We start from the raw sequence: 23,328 nt of genomic DNA, 5'->3' as shown, positions 1-23,328 counted from the left end.
TCGCTTGAGGTTTAAAATAATATAGTTAAAATAATTCTTATTTATTTCTTCTCATTTCGCGAGCCAAAAGTGTATTTTTCAGCAACATAGCAATAGTCATAGGACCAACTCCTCCTGGAACTGGAGTGATGAAAGAAGATTTTTTGCTTACTCCATCAAAATCAACATCGCCTGTAATTTTATATCCTTTTGGGTGTGAAGCATCTTCAACACGTGTAATACCAACATCGATAACAACAACTCCCTCTTTTACCATATCGGCTTTTAGATAATTTGGAACACCGAGAGCTGTGATAATAATATCGGCACTTTTAGTATATTCTTCAATATTTTTGGTTCTACTATGAGTAAGTGTAACGGTAGAATCTCCAGGATATCCTTTGCGGCTCATTAAGATACTCATTGGTCTTCCCACAATATGACTGCGTCCAATAACTACCGTGTGTTTACCTGCAGTTTCTACTTTATATCTTTCTAACAATTCCATTATTCCAAATGGAGTTGCTGGCAAAAATGTTTCCATATCCAAAGCCATTTTACCAAAGTTAGCTGGATGAAAACCATCTACATCTTTGTCTGGATCAATAGCCATCAATATTTTTTGTTCATCAATATGTTTTGGCAATGGCAATTGTACGATATAACCATCCAAATTATCGTCTTCGTTTAATTCCTTAATCTTATTAAGCAATACTTCTTCGGTAATATCAGCGGGTAAACTTACTAATGTAGATTCGAAGCCAATCTGTTCACATGAACGTACTTTGCTCCCCACATAAGTTAAACTTGCTCCATCTGTTCCAACAATTACAGCAGCTAAATGAGGCACTTTTTCTCCATTTGCTTTCATTGTTTTTACTGTAGCAGCAATTTCGTTTTTAATATCTTCCGATGTTTTTTTCCCGTCGAGTAGTTGCATTTTAATTTTTGTTTAAAAGTTTAAAAGTTTAAAAATTTAAAGACTTGAATGACTTTAAAATAAACTTTAAAAAACAAGTGTGTTGTTATTAAAAAAATGAGGTTCAAAAACTTTAAACAAATTTAAATTTTTAAACCTTAAACCAATTTTATTTCATTCCTGGCATTCCGCCTTTCATTCCGCCCATCATTTTCATTAGATTTTTTCCACCTGGCCCTTGCATCATCTTCATCATTTTACTCATTTGTTCGAACTGTTTCATCAACTGATTGACTTGTTCAATTTTTGTCCCGGAACCCTTGGCAATTCTCGTTTTTCTTTTTACATCGATCAATGCTGGCTTACTTCTTTCGATTGGAGTCATTGAGTGAATAATGGCTTCAATGTGTTTGAAAGCATCATCTTCTATTTCTACATCTTTCATGGCTTTTGAAGCACCTGGTATCATCCCAACCAAGTCTTTCATATTACCCATTTTTTTTACCTGCTGAATTTGGGACAAGAAATCGTCAAAACCAAATTCGTTTTTGGCGATTTTCTTTTGAATTTTTCTGGCTTCGTCTTCGTCATATTGCTCTTGAGCTCTTTCTACCAAAGACACAACATCCCCCATACCAAGGATACGCTCCGCCATACGATTTGGATAGAAAACATCAATGGCTTCCATTTTCTCCCCTGTACCAACAAACTTAATCGGTTTGTTCACTACCGATTTGATAGAAATCGCAGCTCCACCACGAGTATCACCATCTAATTTGGTTAAAATAACCCCATCAAAATTCAAGATATCATTGAATGCTTTTGCTGTATTCACTGCATCCTGACCTGTCATTGCATCTACAACAAATAAGGTTTCTTGTGGTTGAATGGCTTTATGCACTTTGGCAATTTCATCCATCATTTCCTTATCGACAGCAAGACGCCCGGCTGTATCGACAATTACCACATTAAACCCATTTGCTTTTGCATGCTTTATTGCATTTTGAGCAATTTCAACCGGATTTTTATTTTCTGGTTCAGAATATACTTCAACACCTATCGAATCTCCAACAACATACAATTGCTGAATAGCCGCTGGGCGATATATATCACAGGCAACCAAAAGCGGTTTTTTATTCTTTTTGGTTTGAAGATAATTGGCCAGTTTACCAGAAAAAGTGGTTTTTCCAGATCCTTGCAATCCTGACATTAATATTATCGATGGATTACCCGAAAGATTGATTCCTGCAACATCTCCACCCATCAATTCGGTAAGCTCATCTTTGACTAACTTCACCAATAATTGACCAGGTTGTAATGTGGTCAATACATCTTGACCAATTGCTTTTTCTTTTACTTTGGTAGTAAAATCTTTGGCTATTTTAAAATTGACATCGGCGTCAAGCAAGGCACGACGAACTTCTTTCAAAGTTTCGGCAACGTTTACTTCGGTGATTTTTCCGTGTCCTTTTAATATATGAAAGGCTTTGTCTAGTTTATCGCTTAAATTATCGAACATAATTGTATTTCTCTTTTATTAAGGCGCAAATTTAATGATTTGATATTGAAGTTTAAATAGTATTAGAAATAAAAAAGCATTTGTTTTAAAATTATTTTGAAACAATTCTTTAAAACCGAATTAAGAGTTACAAATACACATTAAAAACCATCATCATGCTTTATTATACAAAAAAAAACAACTTCCATTTGAAGTCGTTTCCTTTGCTATTTTGTCGACATGTCTATTAATTCTTTTCCAAAGTCAAATAATCTGTCCCTCCATTTCCTCCACTTACATCTTTAAGCTTAATTCGAGTGTCAGTTCTTTCCATTATATCCCAATCATCTGATAAATCAGCAAAATCTTTTGGAGCTGAAAATGAAATGTTAAAATGCAAATCATTTAGAGAATCGTCATTACTATTTGAATCGGATATTGACCAAGTTCCAGTATAACTATTGGTTCCATTTGTTGCTGTCAAAACATTAGCCGATCCAAATGTAAAATTGTATCCTGTATAATTTGTCGTTTCATTCACTCCATTCTCCTCAAACAGAGTCACCTTCCAAGTTCCAGAAGATGCCGTAGTAATAACTTGAGTTTTTATACCATTTGAACCAGTCGTAGAACTATTGTCATCGTCTGAACTGCACATCCCTGCAACATTTAATAAAAAAACGGAGAAAACAATTGGAATTACAAAAATCTTTCTCATAATATTTTGATTATCAATTAATACTGCATCAAATTTACAAAAAAAGCAGTCATAAATTACATAAATCTACATTCTCTCTGGAACATTTATCCCCAATAAACTAAAGGAATCGGCAATAACATCTGCCACTTTTCTGGACAATTGCACTCTGAATATTTTTTTGTTCAAATCGGTTTCTCCAAGTATAGAAACGGCTTGGTAAAAAGAATTATACTCACGAACCAACTCATAGGTAAAATTAGCAATCAAGGCCGGACTGTGATTGTGAGCCGCATTCTGAATCACTTCTGGAAACAATTCAAGTTGCTTAACTAGTTCTTTTTCTTTTTCGTGTATTTCTGTAATACCCGATATAGCATTAAGATCAAAATCGGCTTTTCTCAAAATCGATTGAATTCTGGCGTAGGTATATTGTATAAATGGTCCTGTATTTCCAGCAAAATCAACAGATTCTTCTGGATTAAACAAGATTCGTTTTTTTGGATCTACTTTTAAAATATAATATTTAAGAGCGCCAAGACCAATTGTATTGTATAATTTTGATTTTTCTTCGTCAGAATAAGTGTCTAGTTTCCCTAAATCTTCAGCAATTTTTTGGGCGGTATCGGTCATTTCCTGCATCAAATCATCCGCATCTACTACAGTTCCCTCACGGCTTTTCATTTTTCCAGAAGGCAAATCTACCATTCCGTACGATAAATGAAAAAGATTGGAAGCCCATTCAAATCCTAATTTTTTCAGAATCAAGAACAATACTTTAAAGTGATAATCCTGTTCATTCCCAACGGTATAAACCATTCCGCCAACATCTGGCATGTCTTTTACACGTTGAATTGCAGTTCCAATATCCTGCGTCATGTACACCGCAGTTCCATCCGAACGCAACACAATTTTACGATCCAATCCTTCGTCGGTCAAATCAATCCAAACCGAACCATCGGGATCTTTTTCGAAAATTCCTTTTTCAAGACCTATCTGAACTACATCTTTGCCTAACAAATAAGTATTGCTTTCGTAATAAAAACTGTCAAAGTTTACTCCTAGATTTTTATAGCTTATGGCAAATCCATCATAAACCCATTGGTTCATGGTTTTCCAAAGTGTTTTTACCGCTTCGTCACCGGCTTCCCATTTTAAAAGCATTTCTTGGGCTTCAATAATTATTGGTGCTTGCTTTTTGGCTTCTTCTTCTGTTTTTCCCGCTTCTATTAACTCAGTAATTTCCGCTTTGTATGCTTTATCAAAAGCAACATAATAATTACCCACCAATTTATCGCCTTTCAAACCTGTCGACTCTGGTGTTTCTCCGTTTCCGAACTTCTGCCAGGCCAACATCGACTTACAGATATGAATTCCTCTATCGTTGATGATTTGGGTTTTGTATACTTTTTTCCCAGAAGCTTTGATAATTTCTGCAACCGAATATCCCAATAAATTATTACGAACATGCCCTAAGTGCAATGGTTTGTTTGTGTTTGGCGAAGAATATTCTACCATTACCGCTTTATCATTTGCCGAAGGTGCTACAAATCCAAACTTTTCTACACTTTTGATTTCGTTAAAGAAATTCAAGTAGTAACTGTCAGCAATAACAATATTCAAAAACCCAGAAACCACATTAAAACGGGCTACTTCCGGAACATTTTCAACCAAATAATTTCCAATTTTATTTCCCAATTCAACGGGGTTGCATTTTACCAATTTAAGCAATGGAAAAATCACCATCGTAATATCGCCTTCAAATTCTTTTCTGGTAGTTTGAAACTCTATTTTATCAATGGTTACATCAAACAAAGTCTGAATGGCTTTCTCTATAGATGGAGTAAGAATAGTGGATAATGACATGTATACTTGATTTTTTTAAGTGTGCAAATATAAGGCTTATTCGGCAATTATAGAAAGTGCAGAATACGGATTATGGGTTTATAAATAAAAATATTTTATTTTTTATCTAAAAAAATGTAACAAAGAGATGAATACCACGTCATACTACGAACTTGTGTATTCTAAAATTAAGTTTCATATTCCACCGAAAAGAAAATTAATTTTTATCTGTTTAAAAGAGAAACCCCGAAGTATGCCACTTCGGGGTTTCTTTTTGAAAAAAAATAAGCAGTTAAAATTAGGTAATTACCACTTAATAATTGCACTCGCCCAAGTAAATCCGCTTCCAAATGCGGCTAAAACAACGGTATCTCCAGATTTTATTTTTCCTTGTTCCCAAGCTTCTGTAAGCGCAATTGGTATTGAGGCAGCAGTTGTATTGCCATATTTTTGAATATTATTAAATACCTGATCATCTGTCAAAGCAAATTTCTTTTGTATATACTGTGAAATTCTCAAATTGGCTTGATGTGGAATCAACATATCAATATCTGAAACCTTCAGATTATTGGCTTCGAGTCCTTCATTGATAACTTCCGCAAAACGAACCACTGCATTTTTAAATACAAATTGTCCGTTCATATAAGGAAAATAACTCTCATCATTCTCGTCGTGATCTGCCAAAATATCGGTAACCCAACGGCCTCCCATACCGGGTGCTTTCACAATCAATTCGGCAGCATGTTCTCCTTCTGAATGCAAATGAGTGGACAGAATTCCTTTGGTCAAATCTTCTTCTCTACTTAAAATTGCGGCTCCGGCTCCATCACCAAAAATTACTGAAACGCCACGCCCTCTAGTAGTCATATCCAATCCTGTAGATTGAACCTCGGAACCAATTACCAAAATATTTTTGTACATCCCTGTTTTGATATACTGATCGGCAACTGAAAGAGCATACACAAAACCGGAACATTGATTACGTACATCCAATGCTCCAACGGTTCTCAAACCTAAATCCCGCTGTACCAAAACACCTGGTCCTGGAAAATAATAATCCGGACTTAATGTAGCAAAAACAACAAAATCGATATCATCTGCAGCAACACCCGATCGTTCCATAGCAATTTTGGCTGCTTTTACTCCCATCGTTGTCGTTGTGTCTTCTCCGCGAGTAATATGTCTTCGTTCCTGAATCCCCGTTCTTTCCTGAATCCATTCGTCATTGGTGTCAATGATTTTCGACAAATCATCGTTTGTTACTACATTTTCTGGGACATAATACCCCAATCCTGTTATTTTTGAATGGTACATAGTTTTATTATTTTATTAAAATCAAGGGTACAAATTTAAATATCTTTTAAAATATCTGATGACAAATTACTAATTTTTTAGTAATATTAAAATTATTCTTTTATTGGAACTAATTCCTGCTCTACACTATATCTTATTTTCTCAAAAAAAGAAAAAAAAGGATGCCGTTTCGATCAGGGCTAGGTTGTAATGCAAAACACAACTTTTTGTTGTAACTGTAACAAAAAAGAAAGTATTCAGTCAAACTATAACTTACTATTAATTAACATCCTTTTGTTTTATGAAAATAAAATTTCCCTTATTCTTATTTCTATGCATGGGTTTATCGTCCATTGCACAAGAAAACTTAAACTATCAAAAACCATCCAAAACCATTTTAGATTTAGCAGATTATCAAAGAGCTCCTTCGGTTTCTATGGATACTAAAAAAGAGTACATGCTCTTGAGCTACAGAGACACCTATAAAACATTGGACGATTTAAATCAGGAAGAATTGCGTTTAGGAGGTTTGCGAATCAACCCAATAACTAACATATCGAGTACGGTAACCTACATCAACAATATCAAATTAAGAAAAGTTGCCGACAAAAATGAGATACAAATTAATGGTTTACCTGCTAATCCCCGCATCAGCAATATAGTATGGTCACCAAATTACAAAAAAATTCTATTTTTAAACACAATTGAAACAGGGGTTGAAATGTGGGTTTTGGACATCGCTTCCGCAAAAGCAACCAAATTAACCGATGCAACAGTAAATGCAAATCTCGGCACTCCATTTAGTTGGTTTAATGATAACGAAACTATTTTGGTGAAAATGTTGCCCAAAAACAGAGCAGCATTATTAGATTCTAAAAAAGATTTACCAACTGGACCAATAATCTCCAATTCCGAAGGCACAAAATCACAAAACAGGACTTATCCTGACATGTTGAAGAATAAAAATGATGAAATTAATTTTGAAAACATCATTACTTCTGAATTATATAAAGTAACTCTTGACGGAAAAGCAACTTTATTTAAAACAGCAGCTATGTTTGCAAGCGAAAGACTTTCACCTGACGGAAATTATATAATGCTAACCACCATTCAAAAACCATTTTCATATATTGTCCCAATAAATCGTTTTCCTTCAAAATCGGTCGTTTATGACAAAAATGGCGCTGAAATAAAAATAGTAAATGAACTCCCTTTGAATGAAATTATGCCAAAAGGATTTATGGCTGTGCGCAAAGGAAAAAGAGAAATGAGCTGGAGAAACGACAAACCTGCAACATTATATTATGCGGTAGCTTTGGACGAAGGCGACCCCGCAAACAAAGCTGATTTTAGAGACGAAATCTTTTTATGGGACGCTCCTTTTACGGCAAACCCAACTTCAATGGTAAAAACACCACAACGTTTTAGTGGTATTATTTGGGGAAATGAAACAGTTGCCATTGTCTCAGATGAATGGTACGATACCCGAAATACCAAAACCTATTTGATAAATCCATCCGATTCAAATCAAAAACCAAAAGTAATCACAGATAGAAATTCACAAGATATTTATGCAGACCCTGGAAATTTTGAAACCAGAAAAAATCAGTACAATAAAAATATTTTAGCAATAGAAAATAACAATGCTTTCCTTATTGGCGAAGGGTTTACCAAAGACGGACAATTTCCATTTATTGATGAATTCAATCTAAAAACATTACTATCAAAACGTTTATATACTTCACCGTACAAAGACAAGAAGGAAGATTTACTGGAAATTGAAGATTTTAAAACTGGAAAAATTTTGGTTATGATTCAATCCAAAAATGAATATCCCAATTATTATTTTAGAAATATTAAACAAAAAAACAGTCTAACTCCCATAACGACTTTCGAAAATCCATTTGAAAGCATCAAAAACGTTAGCAAGGAAGTGATTAAATACAAACGAAAAGATGGCGTAGAATTATCCGGAACTTTATACTTACCCGAAGTTTATGACAAGGTTAAAAAAGAAAAATTGCCATTATTGATTTGGGCATATCCAGCCGAATATAAAGATAAAAGCAGCGCTGGACAAAGCAGCCAAAACCCAAACGAATTTACGTTTCCTTATTATGGCTCATTTGTGTATTGGGTAACCAAAGGATATGTGGTACTTGATGATGCTTCATTCCCCATAATTGGTGAAGGAACTACAGAACCAAATGATACTTTTATTACACAATTGGTAGATGATGCCGAAGCCGCAATAAATGCAGTAGATGCTTTAGGATACATCAATACCAAAAAGGTGGCTATTGGAGGGCATTCCTACGGAGCCTTTATGACAGCCAATTTATTGACGCATTCCAATCTTTTTGCCTGCGGTATTGCCAGAAGTGGCGCATACAATAGAACATTAACACCATTTGGTTTCCAAAGCGAACAACGCAATTATTGGGAAGTTCCAGATGTATATAATACAATGTCTCCATTTATGAATGCTGAGAAAATGAAAACCCCATTGCTTTTGGTACATGGGGAAGCCGATAATAATCCCGGCACTTTTACTTTACAAACAGAACGTTACTTTCAGGCTCTAAAAGGATTGGGAGCTCCAGTCCGAATGGTAATATTACCAAAAGAAGCGCACAGCTATGTCGCAAAAGAAAATATTTTACATTTACTCTGGGAACAAGACCAATTTTTGGAAAAATATTTAAAAAACTAAAGCCATTTTATTCCTCTCTTTCGGAGAGATTAAACAAAAAAGAGACAGCCTGAAAAACTGTCTCTTTTTTATTATATGTAGTGATTTCTAAGAAATCTTCAAAATTACTTCTTGATTCAGTTCTAAAGCAGTTTCATGTTCGAAGAAAATGACTTTCCTGTCAAAAACAGCTTTGATCAAATAGCGGCTTCCTTTAAAAAAAGATTCCTTAACTACGGCTTTCAGGCTGCCGTTTTCATTCACCTTTAATTGATGTGGGTATAATAAAATAATTTCGTCTTCTCCATCAATGGGCATCAATTGTGAAAGTTTAAGCTCGTTTACTTCGCCAAAAAGAGAGGCTACATATCTATTTAAAGGATAATTATAAATGTCTGCCGAAGGTCCTTTTTCTATAATTCTGCCTTGGTACAAAACCAAAGTTTCATCAGAGAAAGAAAGCGCATCGGTACTGTCATGAGTGGCAATAAAACAGGTAATTCCTTTTTTCTTCAAATAAGCAAACAAATTACGGCGCAATGCATTTTTTCTAAAATTATCTATATGACTAAAGGGCTCATCGAGCAATAAAACTTCCGGTTCCAACGCCAATACTCTAGCCAAAGCTACCCTTTGTTGCTGTCCGCCACTCAACAATTTTGCTTTTACATTGGCAAATTCTGTCATTTCGACCATCTCCAACAATTCTTGAATGCGAAGTTTTTTAAGAGGTAAAAAGCCATTAGACAAAAACTTCCCCACATTTTCGGCAACGGTTTCATAAGGCATCAAATCAAAATCTTGTGCCAAATATTTCATAAATGGCATTCCCGGAATCAAATTGTATTTGGGACCCAGAATCTCTGTCTCATTATAAAAAATGCGACCCTGATCTAAGTCATACATGCCGTAAATAAGCTTTAAAAGTGTGCTTTTCCCACAACCACTCTCACCAAGAATAGCAATATTTTGCCCTTTGGCAACTGTAAAATCTACATTCTGGATAATGGTTTTCTCGGTATATCCGAAAGAAATATTTTGAATTTGAAGCATTAGTTGACATTGAAAAATTTGAAAAAACAAAGATAGTTGCTTTGACAAAAATAATATGTTGAAAATTAATTTATATACAAAAAAACTGCTTCACAATGGAAGCAGTTTTTATATCTAAACAATAAGCCCGTATCTATTGCGCTTTTTTGGCGTCTTGAACCATTTTATCATTTGCTGTAATAGCAAACTCTACACGACGGTTTTGGCTTTTGCCTTCAGCGGTATCATTACTAGCAATTGGATCTGCAATTCCGTAACCCGAAGTTTTAAATCTACTTGCCGCCAATCCTTTTGAAATTAAATATTGCTTCACCGATTCAGCTCTTTTCTGAGATAATGTCAAGTTATATTCTGGTTTTCCAGTATTATCGGTATAACCAAAAATCTCTATATTCGTATCTGGATAAGAATTAAATACCGGAACTAATTTATCTAAATTAGCTTTAGCCTGTGGAGTCAAAGTAGCTTTATTTACATCAAAACGAACTGCATTTTCATTCAAAACCAAATGAATTCCCTCTCCTACTCGCTCAACATCAGCTCCTGGCAAAGCCTGATCAATCTCTCTTGCCTGCTTGTCCATGCTGTTTCCTATCAAGGCTCCAGTTCCTCCACCCACAGCTGCACCAATGGCAGCTCCTAAGGCGGCATTTCCTCCATGTCCCAAATTATTTCCTAGTACTGCACCTATAACTCCTCCGGCAACTGCACCTATTCCTGCTCCTTTTTGAGTATTATTGGCATTTTTTACCGAATCACAACTTGTAAAAAACATACTTAATACAAACAAACTGCTTAAACCTATAATTGTTATTTTTTTCATAATTCCTTTATTTTTTAATTAACTCTTTGAAATTGGTAAACAACATCCGTTGGATTATTACCTACATTTATTTTATCAATCAATTGAAATGAATTTTCAGATTGATTGGCAACACCAAGAACAAAACCTGTAGTAACCTTTCTAGACTTCAACCCTTCATCCAAAATTTTCAAAACAAATTGTCCTTCTTTATTTACATACCAAGTAATTGCGGAAGTAAAAGCAGTACAATTTGAATTATTCAGCGTCAAAGAGCCTTTATTATTATTTGAAATAAAATTCCAAGTGCTCCCAATAAAACATTTTGAATCGGCCAGATTAAACGAGTTAACCTTTATATACTCTGAACCTGGATAAGACACATTTGTAATTTGCCAATTCCCTTTCATTCCAACCTGACTAGTCTTGTCTAATTTTGATGCTGGTGCGTTTGACACTGGCGCTGGTGCAGTAGGAGTTACGGGGGCAGATTTACATGCAAAAACCAAAATGGCTAAAGTGCATACTAAAAGAATTTTTCTCATAGTCTTAATAAATTTAAAAATTAATATTCCTACAAAGGTACGCAGCAAATTATTTATATTGTTTCAAAATTATTTTTTTTGTTTCAAAATTACCACTTGCGACAATTTGTCACATCTTCATTATTTGGTACTCTATTTGAAAGCTAAATAAAACAGATTGTAAAACCTTTAAAAATTTAAAATATGACAACAGGTAAAATTAATGTTTCGGTTGAAAACATCTTTCCCTTAATCAAGAAATTCTTATATAGTGATCACGAAATTTTCTTGCGTGAATTGATTTCAAACGGAACCGATGCGACTTTAAAATTAAAACACCTTACCAGCATTGGTGAAGCCAAAGTAGAATATGGCACTCCAATTATTGAAGTTAAAATTGATAAAGAAGGAAAAAAAATCCACATTATTGATCAAGGTCTGGGAATGACCGCCGATGAAGTTGAAAAATACATTAATCAAGTTGCTTTTTCTGGAGCCGAAGAATTCTTAGACAAATACAAAGATTCTGCCAAAGATTCAGGAATTATTGGTCATTTTGGACTTGGATTTTACTCTGCTTTTATGGTTGCCGAAAAAGTGGAAATTATTACTAAATCTTACAAAGATGAACCGGCTGCGCACTGGACTTGCGACGGAAGTCCTGAGTTTACCTTGGAACCAGCTGACAAAACTACACGCGGAACTGAAATTATATTGCATATTGCCGATGATTCTCTTGAATTTCTTGAAGATTTCAAAATCAATAGCTTATTAAATAAGTACAATAAGTTCATGCCGATTCCAATTAAATTTGGAACTAAAAAAGAAAAAATAGAGCAGAAAAAGGGAGAATTTGTTGAATCTGAAGACAAAGAAAATACTTTTACAGAAGTAGAAGTTGACAATATCATCAACAACCCAAATCCGGCTTGGACTAAACAACCAACAGAACTTTCTGATGAAGATTACAAAAATTTCTACCGTGAAGTGTATCCAATGCAGTTTGAAGAACCATTGTTTCATATTCACTTAAATGTTGATTATCCGTTTAATTTAACTGGTATTTTGTATTTCCCAAAATTGGGTTCTGATTTGCAAATTCAGAAAGACAAAATCCAATTGTATCAAAACCAAGTGTACGTAACGGATAATGTAGAAGGAATTGTTCCTGAATTCTTGATGATGCTTCGTGGTGTTGTTGATTCTCCGGATATTCCTTTGAATGTTTCTCGTTCAGGATTACAGGCTGATGGTGCTGTTAAGAAAATATCAAACTATATCACTCGTAAAGTTGCCGATAAATTGAAATCTTTGTTTACAGAAAATCGTGAAGATTTTGAACAAAAATGGAACGACATTAAAATTGTTCTCGAATACGGAATGCTATCTGAGGATAAATTCTATGAAAAAGCAGGAGCTTTTGTTTTGTACCCAACAGTAGACGACAAATACTTCACTCTTGAAGAATTGAAAGAAAACCTAAAAGAAAAACAAACCGATAAAGACGGAAAACTGATTGTTCTATATGCAGGAAATAAAGAAGCACAACACTCTTATATCGAAATTGCAAAAGAAAAAGGATATGAAGTATTGCTTTTGGACTCTCCAATTATCTCGCATTTAATTCAAAAAATTGAGGGAGATAATAGCGGATTGCATTTTGTACGTGTCGATTCAGACCATATTGACAACTTAATCAAAAAAGAAGAGACTACAATATCAAAATTATCAGAAGATGAAAAAGAAAGTTTAAAAACTTCTTTAGAAACTTATATTCCAAAAGCATACACGGTTCAACTGGAAGCTTTAGATAGCAATGCAGCTCCATTTATCATCACGCAACCAGAATTTATGCGTAGAATGAAAGAAATGAGTCAATCTGGTGGTGGCGGAATGTTTGGAATGGGAAATATGCCAGAAATGTATAATTTGGTAGTTAATACCAACTCAGATTTGGCTACTAACATTTTAAATAACAAAGATAAATCGGCACAAGAAAACTTGGTTAAACAAGCTTTAGACTTGGCTAAATTATCTCAAAACCTATTGAAAGGCGAAGAACTTACAGCTTTTGTAAAGAGAAGTTTTGATTTGATAAAATAGTTTAATCGGTTTATCTGTTAAATCGTTTAATCGAAATAAGAAAGACCTGCTGGTGAAAACTGGCAGGCTTTTTTTGTTTACACCAATAGTCAACATTGCTTTTAATTCATTTAAAAATCTAAAAAACAAGTATTTACAACCAATTTCATGTTGATATTTTTTATAACTTTAAGCAATTAATTAAATTTCAAAAATCAGCAGGCCTTTTTTAAATCAGACAAACCAACAAGAACTAATTAAAAAAACTTAGCTTATGACGATCACTGATAACAAAACCCAAATAGAAAAGGAATTTGAAGAAGAAAAAACAAAAGGAAAAGATGCCGAAAATTCTATTATTCTTACTTTATATCTCGGTCTATTTTTAGGAATAGTTACTGTAATTGGCTACCCAATCTCCCTCCCGGAAATTGGTAACCGAATATTATTCATAGGCCTATTACTCGCAATATCATCTTTTATTAGTTCCTTTTTTATGGGTACTTTATTTGGTATGCCGAAAAGAAATAATGAAAAAGAAAGCGATTACTCACTCAACAATAGCTTGGTCGAAATCTCAGATTGGCTTACTAAAATAATTGTCGGACTAGGCTTGGTCAATTTAAAAGAAATTCCAGGATACTTAATGTCTTTGGGTGAATATGTAAGCATAGCTGCAAAATATGACACTCCTTTTTTAAACATTTATACTATTGGAATTGTTGTTTATTTTGGTTTTCTGGGGTTGTATATCGGGTACAATTATATGCGACTGGTATTGTCAAATAAATATAAAAATGCTGATGATAATCTAATAAGAAAAGAACTAGAGAAAGAAAAAGAAAAAGTATTAAAAGTTAAGGAAGAAAACATTCAAAAAGACCAAAAAATCATTCAAATACAAAGCGATGTTCAGGAAAAAGAACAACTTACAAAAACCTTACTTAAAAAAGTTAATGAATCTTCGCAAAGTCAAAACAATGTTGAAACCGTGATTAAAACAATTACTGGGTCAGATGCCAAAGAAGACAAAAAAGCAATCACTTTATTTGTTGACAAAATGAAAAGTGAAGCAAAAATTAAACTTCAAAGAGGGTTAATAATGAATAACAATGACCCCCAAAAAGGACAATGGAAAAACAATGCCATTAATAATGAGCGCGAATTAACAGCAACAGTAGCTGAAGAAGCCAAAGGTTTATATAAAATAAATCTAAAAGTTGTATCTACAAACCCAATTAAAAATCCATTACAAACAGATGATTTGATTTTGTTTGCTCTACACAATACCTTTGGCGATCCTCCTATTCGTCTGGCAAATGTAGAAAATCAATGTGCCGAAACAGAATTCTATTCCTATGGATCATTTACTGTAGGGGCATTTGTTGATTACGGCACTACAGAGTTAGAACTTGATTTGGCTGAACTGCCTGATGTTTCCAGCTATTTCAAAATACATTAAAAATTAGTGTCTTTTACTTTTTATACCATTAAAAATGGAATTAAAAAATCAAATTGTTTTTAAAAAACGATATCTTTATTAATATCAAGCGTTTAAAAATACATTTAACAATTTTTTTATTTAGATTTTAAATATAAAGTTTAGATTTGCATACCCAAATAATAAACTTAAACTAAAATTATTTTTATGAAAAAAGCTAATTTTTTATTTTCCGCATTAAGCATTATAGCATTGACATTTACTTCTTGTACTAAAGAAGATATAGCATCAGCGACAGATAACAGTCCAGTAATTGCATCCGCATCAATTGATGCAGTCAATGAATTGGATATTCAAACTGGTACCCAAGTATCTTTTGATCATTCAACTGCCAAAAAAACTGGTAAATCTTTAACTGGTTCTTGCGCGATCATTACTATGGATCCCGTAACAACAACATTCCCAAAAACATTTTATGTAGACTTTGGAACAGGTTGTACTTCAAATAACATTACAAGAAAAGGAAAACTAAAAATTACTTTTTCAAATTATGTAACCGAAACAGGAAGCACAATGACGGTAGAAAGAGTCAATTATTATGTTAATGGCAATAAAGTGGAGGGAAAAATTGTTTACAAAAACACCACTGCAACTCCAAATGTTCCTCAATGGACAAGAACGGTTACTGATGGAACTTTTACCGATGCGAAAGGAGATGTGTACCTAAACTCAGGAACTCATACTATAAAACAAACAGCTGGTGTTTCAACTCTTTCATTAGATGATAATATTTATGAAATGACTGAAGGAACCCATACCGTTACAAAACAAAATGGTGCTAAAATTACCTTAACTGTTTTAAAACCAATAATCAAAAAATACTCTTGCGACTATATTTCACAAGGTCAATTAAAAGTAGAAGCTACTCTTTTAAATGGAGTTATTGATTATGGCAATGGCGATTGTGATAATAACGGAACTTATACTCAAAGCGGAATAGCTTTCCCTTTTACAATGTAAAATTATTATTTGCAAAAATTTCTAGAGAGACTGTTTTACGACAGTCTCTTTTTTTTTAAGCCTAATTAGAACAAGAAGATACATGGTAATTCCTCATTAAAAAACAACGTTGACGTGTATTAAAATTAAATTTAAAACAATTAAAATTAAATGCTAAATTTGTTAATCCTATTGCGATACCCATTCATAAAAACAAGATAAACCTATTCATTATGTATAAATTGGCCAAAAACGATTATTACACCCCTTTCTTTTTAAAATCATCTTTATTTAAAATTATTTTTGTTGCTCTTGTATACAATATACTTGCCTTTTTAAGTTTCCGAATAACGGTTTCCCCTGATAATATTTCACCCATTTTTCCTGAAGCTGGTTTTGCTCTTGCAGCTGTATTAATTGCAGGACGCAGAGCATTATTTGGAATTTGGATAGGTTCATTTATAGCCAATATGTTTTCATTTTGGGATGTTTGCAAAATGCTCGACAAATCACTAATCGAGACCATACTATCAGCTTGCACTGTAGCAACAGGTGTTGTTATAGGTGCTGCTATCGCCACCTATCTTATTAATTTATTCAACAAAGGAGAATACCCATTGCGAAATGGATATGGAGTAATCATTTTTGTAGTAGTTAGCTTTGTTTATTGTGCTATTTGCTCCTTATTGGGTGTTTCAGCACTATCTCTATTTGGACTCAATGCACCAAATCATTTTGTTTCCAATTGGACAACTTGGTGGCAAGGCGATTTAATCGGTACCATAATGCTCACCCCATTTATATTGTCTTGGTTTTACCGTTATCACATAAAAATCATTTCCACTTCTATTCTTGAAGCCATTGCATTAGGATTGGCAACAATTTGTGTCTGTGTTTTAGTTGCTTTCGATCATCCAGACGATCAATACCTATTTATACTAATCTTATTATGGGCATCATTCCGTTTTAGAATCCGGGGAGTGTCCATCTTAGCATCACTCTTTGCATTATTATCTTCCATCTACGGTTATCTGGGTTACGGTTCTTTTGTAGTTGTCACTGCTGAAGATTCTCTGATTTACCTAAACTCATTTTTTGGATTAAGTACAGTGATTGCCTTAATTCTATCAGGTTTCTATTCAGATTACCTTCATAGAAAATTAGAAGAATCAAAAATATAACCCCAATTGTCTTTACGCTTTTATAAAATAATACTGTGTTCATGATTCGGGCATGCCCACGTTGCACATCATTTCATCTTGGTAAGTGCTTTTTGTTGGCAACGCGGTCGGGCTGTCCACTGTATCCACGCCCAAAAGCGTGGTATGCCGTTTCCATCCCTCATGCAATGGCGTTTACAAAACAGCTTTATTGATAAATTCGTTTTTACGTTATAAACGAAAAAACAGCTCAAAAAAGAAGAGCTGTTTTTCATAATTTCGAAGTAAGTATCGTATCCTAAACAGTAACCCAATTAATTCGTTGTAGCCACATTTTGGTTTTTCATTTTCAATTCCCCTTTGTAAGCTTCGGCGATTGATTTTCTGGACAAAGTGGTCGCTTGATTAGTAATCACGATTTCATGTGTCACTTTTTTAAGATTGGTTTCCACTTCCAAAAAGTAAACGCCATCAGGAAATTCCTCAAGACTATAGGTTTTCAAGATACCCCCTTTTCCGGTGGCGATTTCGCTATAGATTACATTGTGGAATTTATCATAGATCGTCACATTGGCTTTTTGAATCTGGTTTACAGAAAAACTAATTTCTTTACCCGTTCCTTTTTTTACATTTAGTAAAAAATCACCATCGATTGCATAAGTACTCATGGTAGTCATCGCTACTAATACTACTAGACTAAGTTTTAAAATCGTTTTCATAATACTGCTGTTTTAAATTAGTAATAATTTCTATGGCTAAAGTAGTATCCTAATTCCATTGAAAATGCAACTGTATTTTCCAATACAACTGCTATTTTAACTACACGAAAACGATGTATTGACTCTTGAGATAATTTAGTACAGATTCGAGGTAATTTAGAATAGTTCTTTCTTTGAGTTTTTGAGTTTTTTTATTTAAAACCTTCTTCAAAACAAAAAACCCCTCATCGATAGGATGAAGGGTTTTTAAAAAGAAAGGCGACGACATACTCTCCCACATAACTGCAGTACCATCTGCGCAGGCGGGCTTAACTACTCTGTTCGGGATGGGAAGAGGTGAGCCCCGCCGCAATAACCACCTTAAGGTTGTTATAATTGCTTTGGGCAATTATCTGCAAGTCGTAATTCATAATTCTGAATTCGTAATTGCAATAATATCGTAACATACTGAGATAAAGAATATAAAAAGTATTTTATTAGAAAGTTTCTCCCCGAGCCTTGCGGCTCGGGAAAAGGTGTACATAAGCTTACGGGTTATTAGTACTACTCGACTATGACATTACTGCCTTTACATCTATAGCCTATCAACGTGGTCATCTCCCACGACCCTTAAAAGAAATCTCATCTTGTGGTGGGTTTCGCGCTTATATGCTTTCAGCGCTTATCCCTTCCAAACGTAGCTACTCTGCGATGCTCCTGGCGGAACAACAGATACACTAGAGGTTTGTCCAATTCGGTCCTCTCGTACTAGAATCAGATCCACTCAAATTTCTTGCGCCCACAGTAGATAGAGACCGAACTGTCTCACGACGTTCTGAACCCAGCTCGCGTGCCACTTTAATGGGCGAACAGCCCAACCCTTGGGACCTTCTCCAGCCCCAGGATGTGACGAGCCGACATCGAGGTGCCAAACCCCCCCGTCGATATGAGCTCTTGGGGGAGATCAGCCTGTTATCCCCGGCGTACCTTTTATCCTTTGAGCGATGGCCCTTCCATGCGGAACCACCGGATCACTATGCTCTACTTTCGTACCTGATCGACCTGTATGTCTCTCAGTCAAGCTCCCTTATGCCATTGCACTCTACGCACGGTTACCAAGCGTACTGAGGGAACCTTTAGAAGCCTCCGTTACTCTTTTGGAGGCGACCACCCCAGTCAAACTACCCACCAAGCAATGTCCCCCGCAATCGCGGGGTTAGGCCTCAGATAAACAAAGGGTTGTATTTCAACAATGACTCCACAACGCCTGGCGACGCCACTTCACAGTCTCCAACCTATCCTACACATCATTTATCCAAGGTCAATACTAAGCTATAGTAAAGGTGCACAGGGTCTTTTCGTCCCACTGCGGGTAAACGGCATCTTCACCGTTACTACAATTTCACCGAGCTCATGGCTGAGACAGTGTCCAGATCGTTACACCATTCGTGCAGGTCGGAACTTACCCGACAAGGAATTTCGCTACCTTAGGACCGTTATAGTTACGGCCGCCGTTTACTGGGGCTTCATTTCAATGCTTCTGATTACTCATAACATCTCCACTTAACCTTCCAGCACCGGGCAGGTGTCAGGCCCTATACTTCATCTTACGATTTTGCAGAGCCCTGTGTTTTTGATAAACAGTCGCCTGGACCTCTTCACTGCGGCCTCTATTTTTACATAGAGGCGACCCTTCTCCCGAAGTTACGGGTCTATTTTGCCTAATTCCTTAGCCATGAATCTCTCGAGCACCTTAGGATTCTCTCCTCGACTACCTGTGTCGGTTTGCGGTACGGGTACTAATTACCTGAAGTTTAGAGGTTTTTCTTGGAAGCCCTTAGGCGCACTATCTCTTTGTCCGAAGACTCCGAGTACTATCGTATTTCCCCAAGCCGCGTGGATTTGCCTGCGCAGCTTATAGGTAGGTACTTCAACGAACTATTCCGTCAGTTCGCGGCGCTTTCATCACTCCGTCACCCCATCACAGTAATCAGTAGTACGGGAATATTAACCCGTTGTCCATCGACTGTCCCTTTCGGGTTCGCCTTAGGTCCCGACTAACCCACAGCTGATTAGCATAGCTGTGGAAACCTTAGTCTTTCGGTGTGCGGGTTTCTCGCCCGCATTATCGTTACTTATGCCTACATTTTCTTTTCTAACCAGTCCAGCATACCTTACGATACACCTTCAACCCTGTTAGAATGCTCCCCTACCACTTGTAATAAATTACAAATCCATAGCTTCGGTAATATGTTTATGCCCGATTATTATCCATGCTCGTCCGCTCGACTAGTGAGCTGTTACGCACTCTTTAAATGAATGGCTGCTTCCAAGCCAACATCCTAGCTGTCTGGGCAGACAAACCTCGTTCTTTCAACTTAACATATATTTGGGGACCTTAGCTGATGGTCTGGGTTCTTTCCCTCTCGGACTTGGACCTTAGCACCCAAGCCCTCACTGCTGGTAAACATTATATAGCATTCGGAGTTTGTCAGGAATTGGTAGGCGGTGAAGCCCCCGCATCCAATCAGTAGCTCTACCTCTATATAACTTTGCGACCAGCGCTGCACCTAAATGCATTTCGGGGAGTACGAGCTATTTCCGAGTTTGATTGGCCTTTCACCCCTACCCACAGGTCATCCGAAGACTTTTCAACGTCAACCGGTTCGGACCTCCACACTGTGTTACCAGCGCTTCATCCTGCCCATGGGTAGATCACACGGTTTCGCGTCTAACACTACTGACTAAAGCGCCCTATTCAGACTCGCTTTCGCTACGGATCCGTGGCTTAACCACTTATCCTTGCCAGCAACGTTAACTCGTAGGCTCATTATGCAAAAGGCACGCCGTCACCCCACTAAAGGGCTCCGACCGCTTGTAAGCGTATGGTTTCAGGATCTATTTCACTCCGTTATTCACGGTTCTTTTCACCTTTCCCTCACGGTACTGGTTCACTATCGGTCTCTCAGGAGTATTTAGCCTTAGCGGATGGTCCCGCCAAATTCAGACAGGGTTTCACGTGCCCCGCCCTACTCAGGATACCACTATCTATTACACTTATTACTTATACGAGGCTATCACTCTCTTTGGCTCTACTTTCCAGTAGATTCTAATTCTTTGTGCATAAAATATCGTGGTCCTACAACCCCAGCATTGCCGTAACAACACTGGTTTGGGCTAATCCGCGTTCGCTCGCCACTACTTACGGAATCACTTTTGTTTTCTTCTCCTCCGCCTACTTAGATGTTTCAGTTCAGCGGGTTTGCCCACCTATCGGTGTACTATGTCTTCAACATAGTGGGTTGCCCCATTCAGGTATTTACGGATCAATCGGTGTGTGCCCGTCCCCGTAACTTTTCGCAGCTTATCACGCCTTTCATCGCCTCTGAGAGCCAAGGCATCCCCCATACGCCCTTATTTTGCTTATTGTACCAATCGTAAACTTAATTACGACCGTTTTTTTTCGTTTCTATACTTAAAAAGTATAAAAACTGCTTTCTACTTTTTATTATTTCTTATCTCAATATGTCAATGAACTTTTTTCTTAGTGATTAGTACTTAGTAAGTAGTGATTAGTCTAAACTAATTACCATTCACTCTTTACTATTCACTAGAATAGTGGAGAATAACGGAGTCGAACCGTTGACCTCCTGCGTGCAAGGCAGGCGCTCTAGCCAGCTGAGCTAATCCCCCAATTTAATTATGAATTGTGAATTATGAATTATGAATTGCTGTAATTCGTAATCTTTCAACCCTAGAATTTCCTTTCAATCTATGTTTATGAACTTTTTCAATTCGTAATTCGTAATTTACAAATTCGTAACTGTTTTGTTGTCTCGGACAGACTCGAACTGTCGACCCCTACATTATCAGTGTAGTACTCTAACCAGCTGAGCTACGAGACACTCTTTTTTTAGATGATAGACGATAGTTTTTTAGATAATAGAATTTCTATCATCTCTTAGTCTATTATCTTTTAGTCTAAATTTATTATATAAATTAACAGCAAGAGTAATATAACCTCAATCTTTGTAACCAATAGTCTTTTCGTCTTCTTTCCTCAGCGTGTATAAATACTAACACTAAGGCTCTAGAAAGGAGGTGTTCCAGCCGCACCTTCCGGTACGGCTACCTTGTTACGACTTAGCCCTAGTTACCAGTTTTACCCTAGGCAGCTCCTTGCGGTCACCGACTTCAGGCACCCCCAGCTTCCATGGCTTGACGGGCGGTGTGTACAAGGCCCGGGAACGTATTCACCGGATCATGGCTGATATCCGATTACTAGCGATTCCAGCTTCACGGAGTCGAGTTGCAGACTCCGATCCGAACTGTGACCGGTTTTGTAGATTCGCTCCTGGTCACCCAGTGGCTGCTCTCTGTACCGGCCATTGTAGCACGTGTGTAGCCCAAGGCGTAAGGGCCGTGATGATTTGACGTCATCCCCACCTTCCTCACAGTTTGCACTGGCAGTCTCGTTAGAGTTCCCGACATGACTCGCTGGCAACTAACAACAGGGGTTGCGCTCGTTATAGGACTTAACCTGACACCTCACGGCACGAGCTGACGACAACCATGCAGCACCTTGTAATTTGTCTTGCGAAAAAACTGTTTCCAGTCCGGTCAAACTACATTTAAGCCTTGGTAAGGTTCCTCGCGTATCATCGAATTAAACCACATGCTCCACCGCTTGTGCGGGCCCCCGTCAATTCCTTTGAGTTTCATTCTTGCGAACGTACTCCCCAGGTGGGATACTTATCACTTTCGCTTAGCCACTGAGATCGCTCCCAACAGCTAGTATCCATCGTTTACGGCGTGGACTACCAGGGTATCTAATCCTGTTCGCTACCCACGCTTTCGTCCATCAGCGTCAATCCATTAGTAGTAACCTGCCTTCGCAATTGGTATTCCATGTAATCTCTAAGCATTTCACCGCTACACTACATATTCTAGTTACTTCCTAATAATTCAAGTCCTACAGTATCAATGGCCGTTTCCCCGTTGAGCGGGGAGATTTCACCACTGACTTATAAGACCGCCTACGGACCCTTTAAACCCAATGATTCCGGATAACGCTTGGATCCTCCGTATTACCGCGGCTGCTGGCACGGAGTTAGCCGATCCTTATTCTCACAGTACCGTCAAGCTCTCTCACGAGAGAGTGTTTCTTCCTGTGCAAAAGCAGTTTACAATCCATAGGACCGTCATCCTGCACGCGGCATGGCTGGATCAGGCTTGCGCCCATTGTCCAATATTCCTCACTGCTGCCTCCCGTAGGAGTCTGGTCCGTGTCTCAGTACCAGTGTGGGGGATCTCCCTCTCAGGACCCCTACCCATCGTAGCCTTGGTAAGCCGTTACCTTACCAACTAGCTAATGGGACGCATGCTCATCTTTTACCGTTGTGACTTTAATAGCATCATCATGCGATGTCGCTATACTATGAGGTATTAATCCAAATTTCTCTGGGCTATCCCTCTGTAAAAGGTAGATTGCATACGCGTTACGCACCCGTGCGCCGGTCTCTAATTCCGAAGAACTATACCCCTCGACTTGCATGTGTTAAGCCTGCCGCTAGCGTTCATCCTGAGCCAGGATCAAACTCTTCATCGTATATTGTTTGCTTAATTGCTTAAGCTATTGTTATTCGA

General features: G+C 36.9%; 14 protein-coding genes, 2 tRNA genes and 3 rRNA genes. 5 read left to right on the top strand and 14 right to left on the bottom strand.

Annotated features, from left to right (window positions below; all coding sequences use genetic code 11):
• Positions 1 to 37: 37 nt before the first annotated feature.
• The 5 genes from OLM57_RS08555 to OLM57_RS08535 form a co-directional block, all read right to left on the bottom strand.
• Positions 38 to 919: a bifunctional 5,10-methylenetetrahydrofolate dehydrogenase/5,10-methenyltetrahydrofolate cyclohydrolase gene (locus tag OLM57_RS08555; RefSeq protein ID WP_264566779.1), complete on the bottom strand. Its 882-nt coding sequence runs from the start codon at positions 917 to 919 to the stop codon at positions 38 to 40.
• A 148-nt stretch (positions 920 to 1,067) separates the two neighbouring features.
• Positions 1,068 to 2,417: a signal recognition particle protein gene (ffh, locus tag OLM57_RS08550; RefSeq protein ID WP_264566778.1), complete on the bottom strand. Its 1,350-nt coding sequence runs from the start codon at positions 2,415 to 2,417 to the stop codon at positions 1,068 to 1,070.
• Positions 2,418 to 2,643: 226 nt separating this feature from the next.
• Positions 2,644 to 3,114 carry a hypothetical protein gene (locus tag OLM57_RS08545; protein ID WP_264566777.1) on the bottom strand — a complete coding sequence of 157 codons (471 nt, stop codon included), beginning with the start codon at positions 3,112 to 3,114 and terminating at the stop codon, positions 2,644 to 2,646.
• 66 nt (positions 3,115 to 3,180) lie between these two features.
• The gene (gene argS / locus OLM57_RS08540; RefSeq protein ID WP_264566776.1) at positions 3,181 to 4,959 is read right to left on the bottom strand and encodes an arginine--tRNA ligase; all 1,779 of its coding nucleotides are present in this window, start codon (positions 4,957 to 4,959) and stop codon (positions 3,181 to 3,183) included.
• A 285-nt stretch (positions 4,960 to 5,244) separates the two neighbouring features.
• Positions 5,245 to 6,252 carry a 3-oxoacyl-ACP synthase III family protein gene (locus tag OLM57_RS08535; protein ID WP_264566775.1) on the bottom strand — a complete coding sequence of 336 codons (1,008 nt, stop codon included), beginning with the start codon at positions 6,250 to 6,252 and terminating at the stop codon, positions 5,245 to 5,247.
• 280 nt (positions 6,253 to 6,532) lie between these two features.
• Here OLM57_RS08535 and OLM57_RS08530 point away from each other — a divergent pair, with 280 nt between their 5' ends.
• Positions 6,533 to 8,944 carry an alpha/beta hydrolase family protein gene (locus OLM57_RS08530; protein ID WP_264566774.1) on the top strand — a complete coding sequence of 804 codons (2,412 nt, stop codon included), beginning with the start codon at positions 6,533 to 6,535 and terminating at the stop codon, positions 8,942 to 8,944.
• Positions 8,945 to 9,031: 87 nt separating this feature from the next.
• Here the strand turns inward: OLM57_RS08530 and OLM57_RS08525 are convergent, their stop codons facing one another.
• From OLM57_RS08525 to OLM57_RS08515, 3 genes are all read right to left on the bottom strand, one after another.
• Positions 9,032 to 9,976, bottom strand: coding sequence for an ABC transporter ATP-binding protein (locus OLM57_RS08525; RefSeq protein WP_264566773.1), 945 nt, complete (start codon positions 9,974 to 9,976; stop codon positions 9,032 to 9,034).
• Between the two features lie 133 nt (positions 9,977 to 10,109).
• Positions 10,110 to 10,799, bottom strand: coding sequence for an OmpA family protein (locus OLM57_RS08520; protein WP_264566772.1), 690 nt, complete (start codon positions 10,797 to 10,799; stop codon positions 10,110 to 10,112).
• 14 nt (positions 10,800 to 10,813) lie between these two features.
• A complete protein-coding gene (locus tag OLM57_RS08515) occupies positions 10,814 to 11,323 on the bottom strand; it encodes a lipocalin family protein (protein WP_264566771.1) in 510 nt (169 codons plus the stop codon).
• Between the two features lie 183 nt (positions 11,324 to 11,506).
• Between OLM57_RS08515 and htpG the strand changes: the two genes are divergently transcribed.
• The 4 genes from htpG (at position 11,507) to OLM57_RS08495 (ending at position 17,005) form a co-directional block, all read left to right on the top strand.
• Positions 11,507 to 13,405 (top strand): molecular chaperone HtpG, encoded by a 1,899-nt coding sequence (gene htpG, locus OLM57_RS08510; RefSeq protein WP_264566770.1) that lies wholly within the window; start codon positions 11,507 to 11,509, stop codon positions 13,403 to 13,405.
• A gap of 253 nt (positions 13,406 to 13,658) precedes the next feature.
• Positions 13,659 to 14,846 (top strand): pYEATS domain-containing protein, encoded by a 1,188-nt coding sequence (locus tag OLM57_RS08505; protein ID WP_264566769.1) that lies wholly within the window; start codon positions 13,659 to 13,661, stop codon positions 14,844 to 14,846.
• 186 nt (positions 14,847 to 15,032) lie between these two features.
• Entirely contained in the window at positions 15,033 to 15,845 is an 813-nt protein-coding gene (locus OLM57_RS08500) for a hypothetical protein (RefSeq protein ID WP_264566768.1), read from the top strand.
• Positions 15,846 to 16,057: 212 nt separating this feature from the next.
• A complete protein-coding gene (locus OLM57_RS08495) occupies positions 16,058 to 17,005 on the top strand; it encodes an MASE1 domain-containing protein (RefSeq protein WP_264566767.1) in 948 nt (315 codons plus the stop codon).
• 293 nt (positions 17,006 to 17,298) lie between these two features.
• On the opposite strand, the gene OLM57_RS08490 is transcribed toward OLM57_RS08495, so the two are convergent.
• From OLM57_RS08490 to OLM57_RS08465, 6 genes are all read right to left on the bottom strand, one after another.
• Positions 17,299 to 17,703 carry a secretion protein gene (locus tag OLM57_RS08490; RefSeq protein WP_264566766.1) on the bottom strand — a complete coding sequence of 135 codons (405 nt, stop codon included), beginning with the start codon at positions 17,701 to 17,703 and terminating at the stop codon, positions 17,299 to 17,301.
• Positions 17,704 to 17,956: 253 nt separating this feature from the next.
• Positions 17,957 to 18,066: ribosomal RNA gene (gene rrf / locus OLM57_RS08485) — 5S ribosomal RNA — on the bottom strand.
• A gap of 154 nt (positions 18,067 to 18,220) precedes the next feature.
• Positions 18,221 to 21,111, bottom strand: a 23S ribosomal RNA gene (locus OLM57_RS08480).
• Positions 21,112 to 21,301: 190 nt separating this feature from the next.
• Positions 21,302 to 21,375, bottom strand: a tRNA-Ala gene (locus OLM57_RS08475).
• A 138-nt stretch (positions 21,376 to 21,513) separates the two neighbouring features.
• Positions 21,514 to 21,587 (bottom strand) — tRNA-Ile (locus tag OLM57_RS08470).
• Positions 21,588 to 21,776: 189 nt separating this feature from the next.
• Positions 21,777 to 23,290: ribosomal RNA gene (locus OLM57_RS08465) — 16S ribosomal RNA — on the bottom strand.
• Together the 16S, 23S and 5S rRNA genes with 2 tRNA genes alongside form the textbook arrangement of a ribosomal RNA operon.
• Positions 23,291 to 23,328 lie beyond the last annotated feature (38 nt).

It is taken from the genome of Flavobacterium sp. N3904, assembly GCF_025947305.1.
In the GTDB taxonomy this organism is placed as follows: domain Bacteria; phylum Bacteroidota; class Bacteroidia; order Flavobacteriales; family Flavobacteriaceae; genus Flavobacterium.
This window is presented reverse-complemented; position numbering and strand designations above follow the sequence as displayed.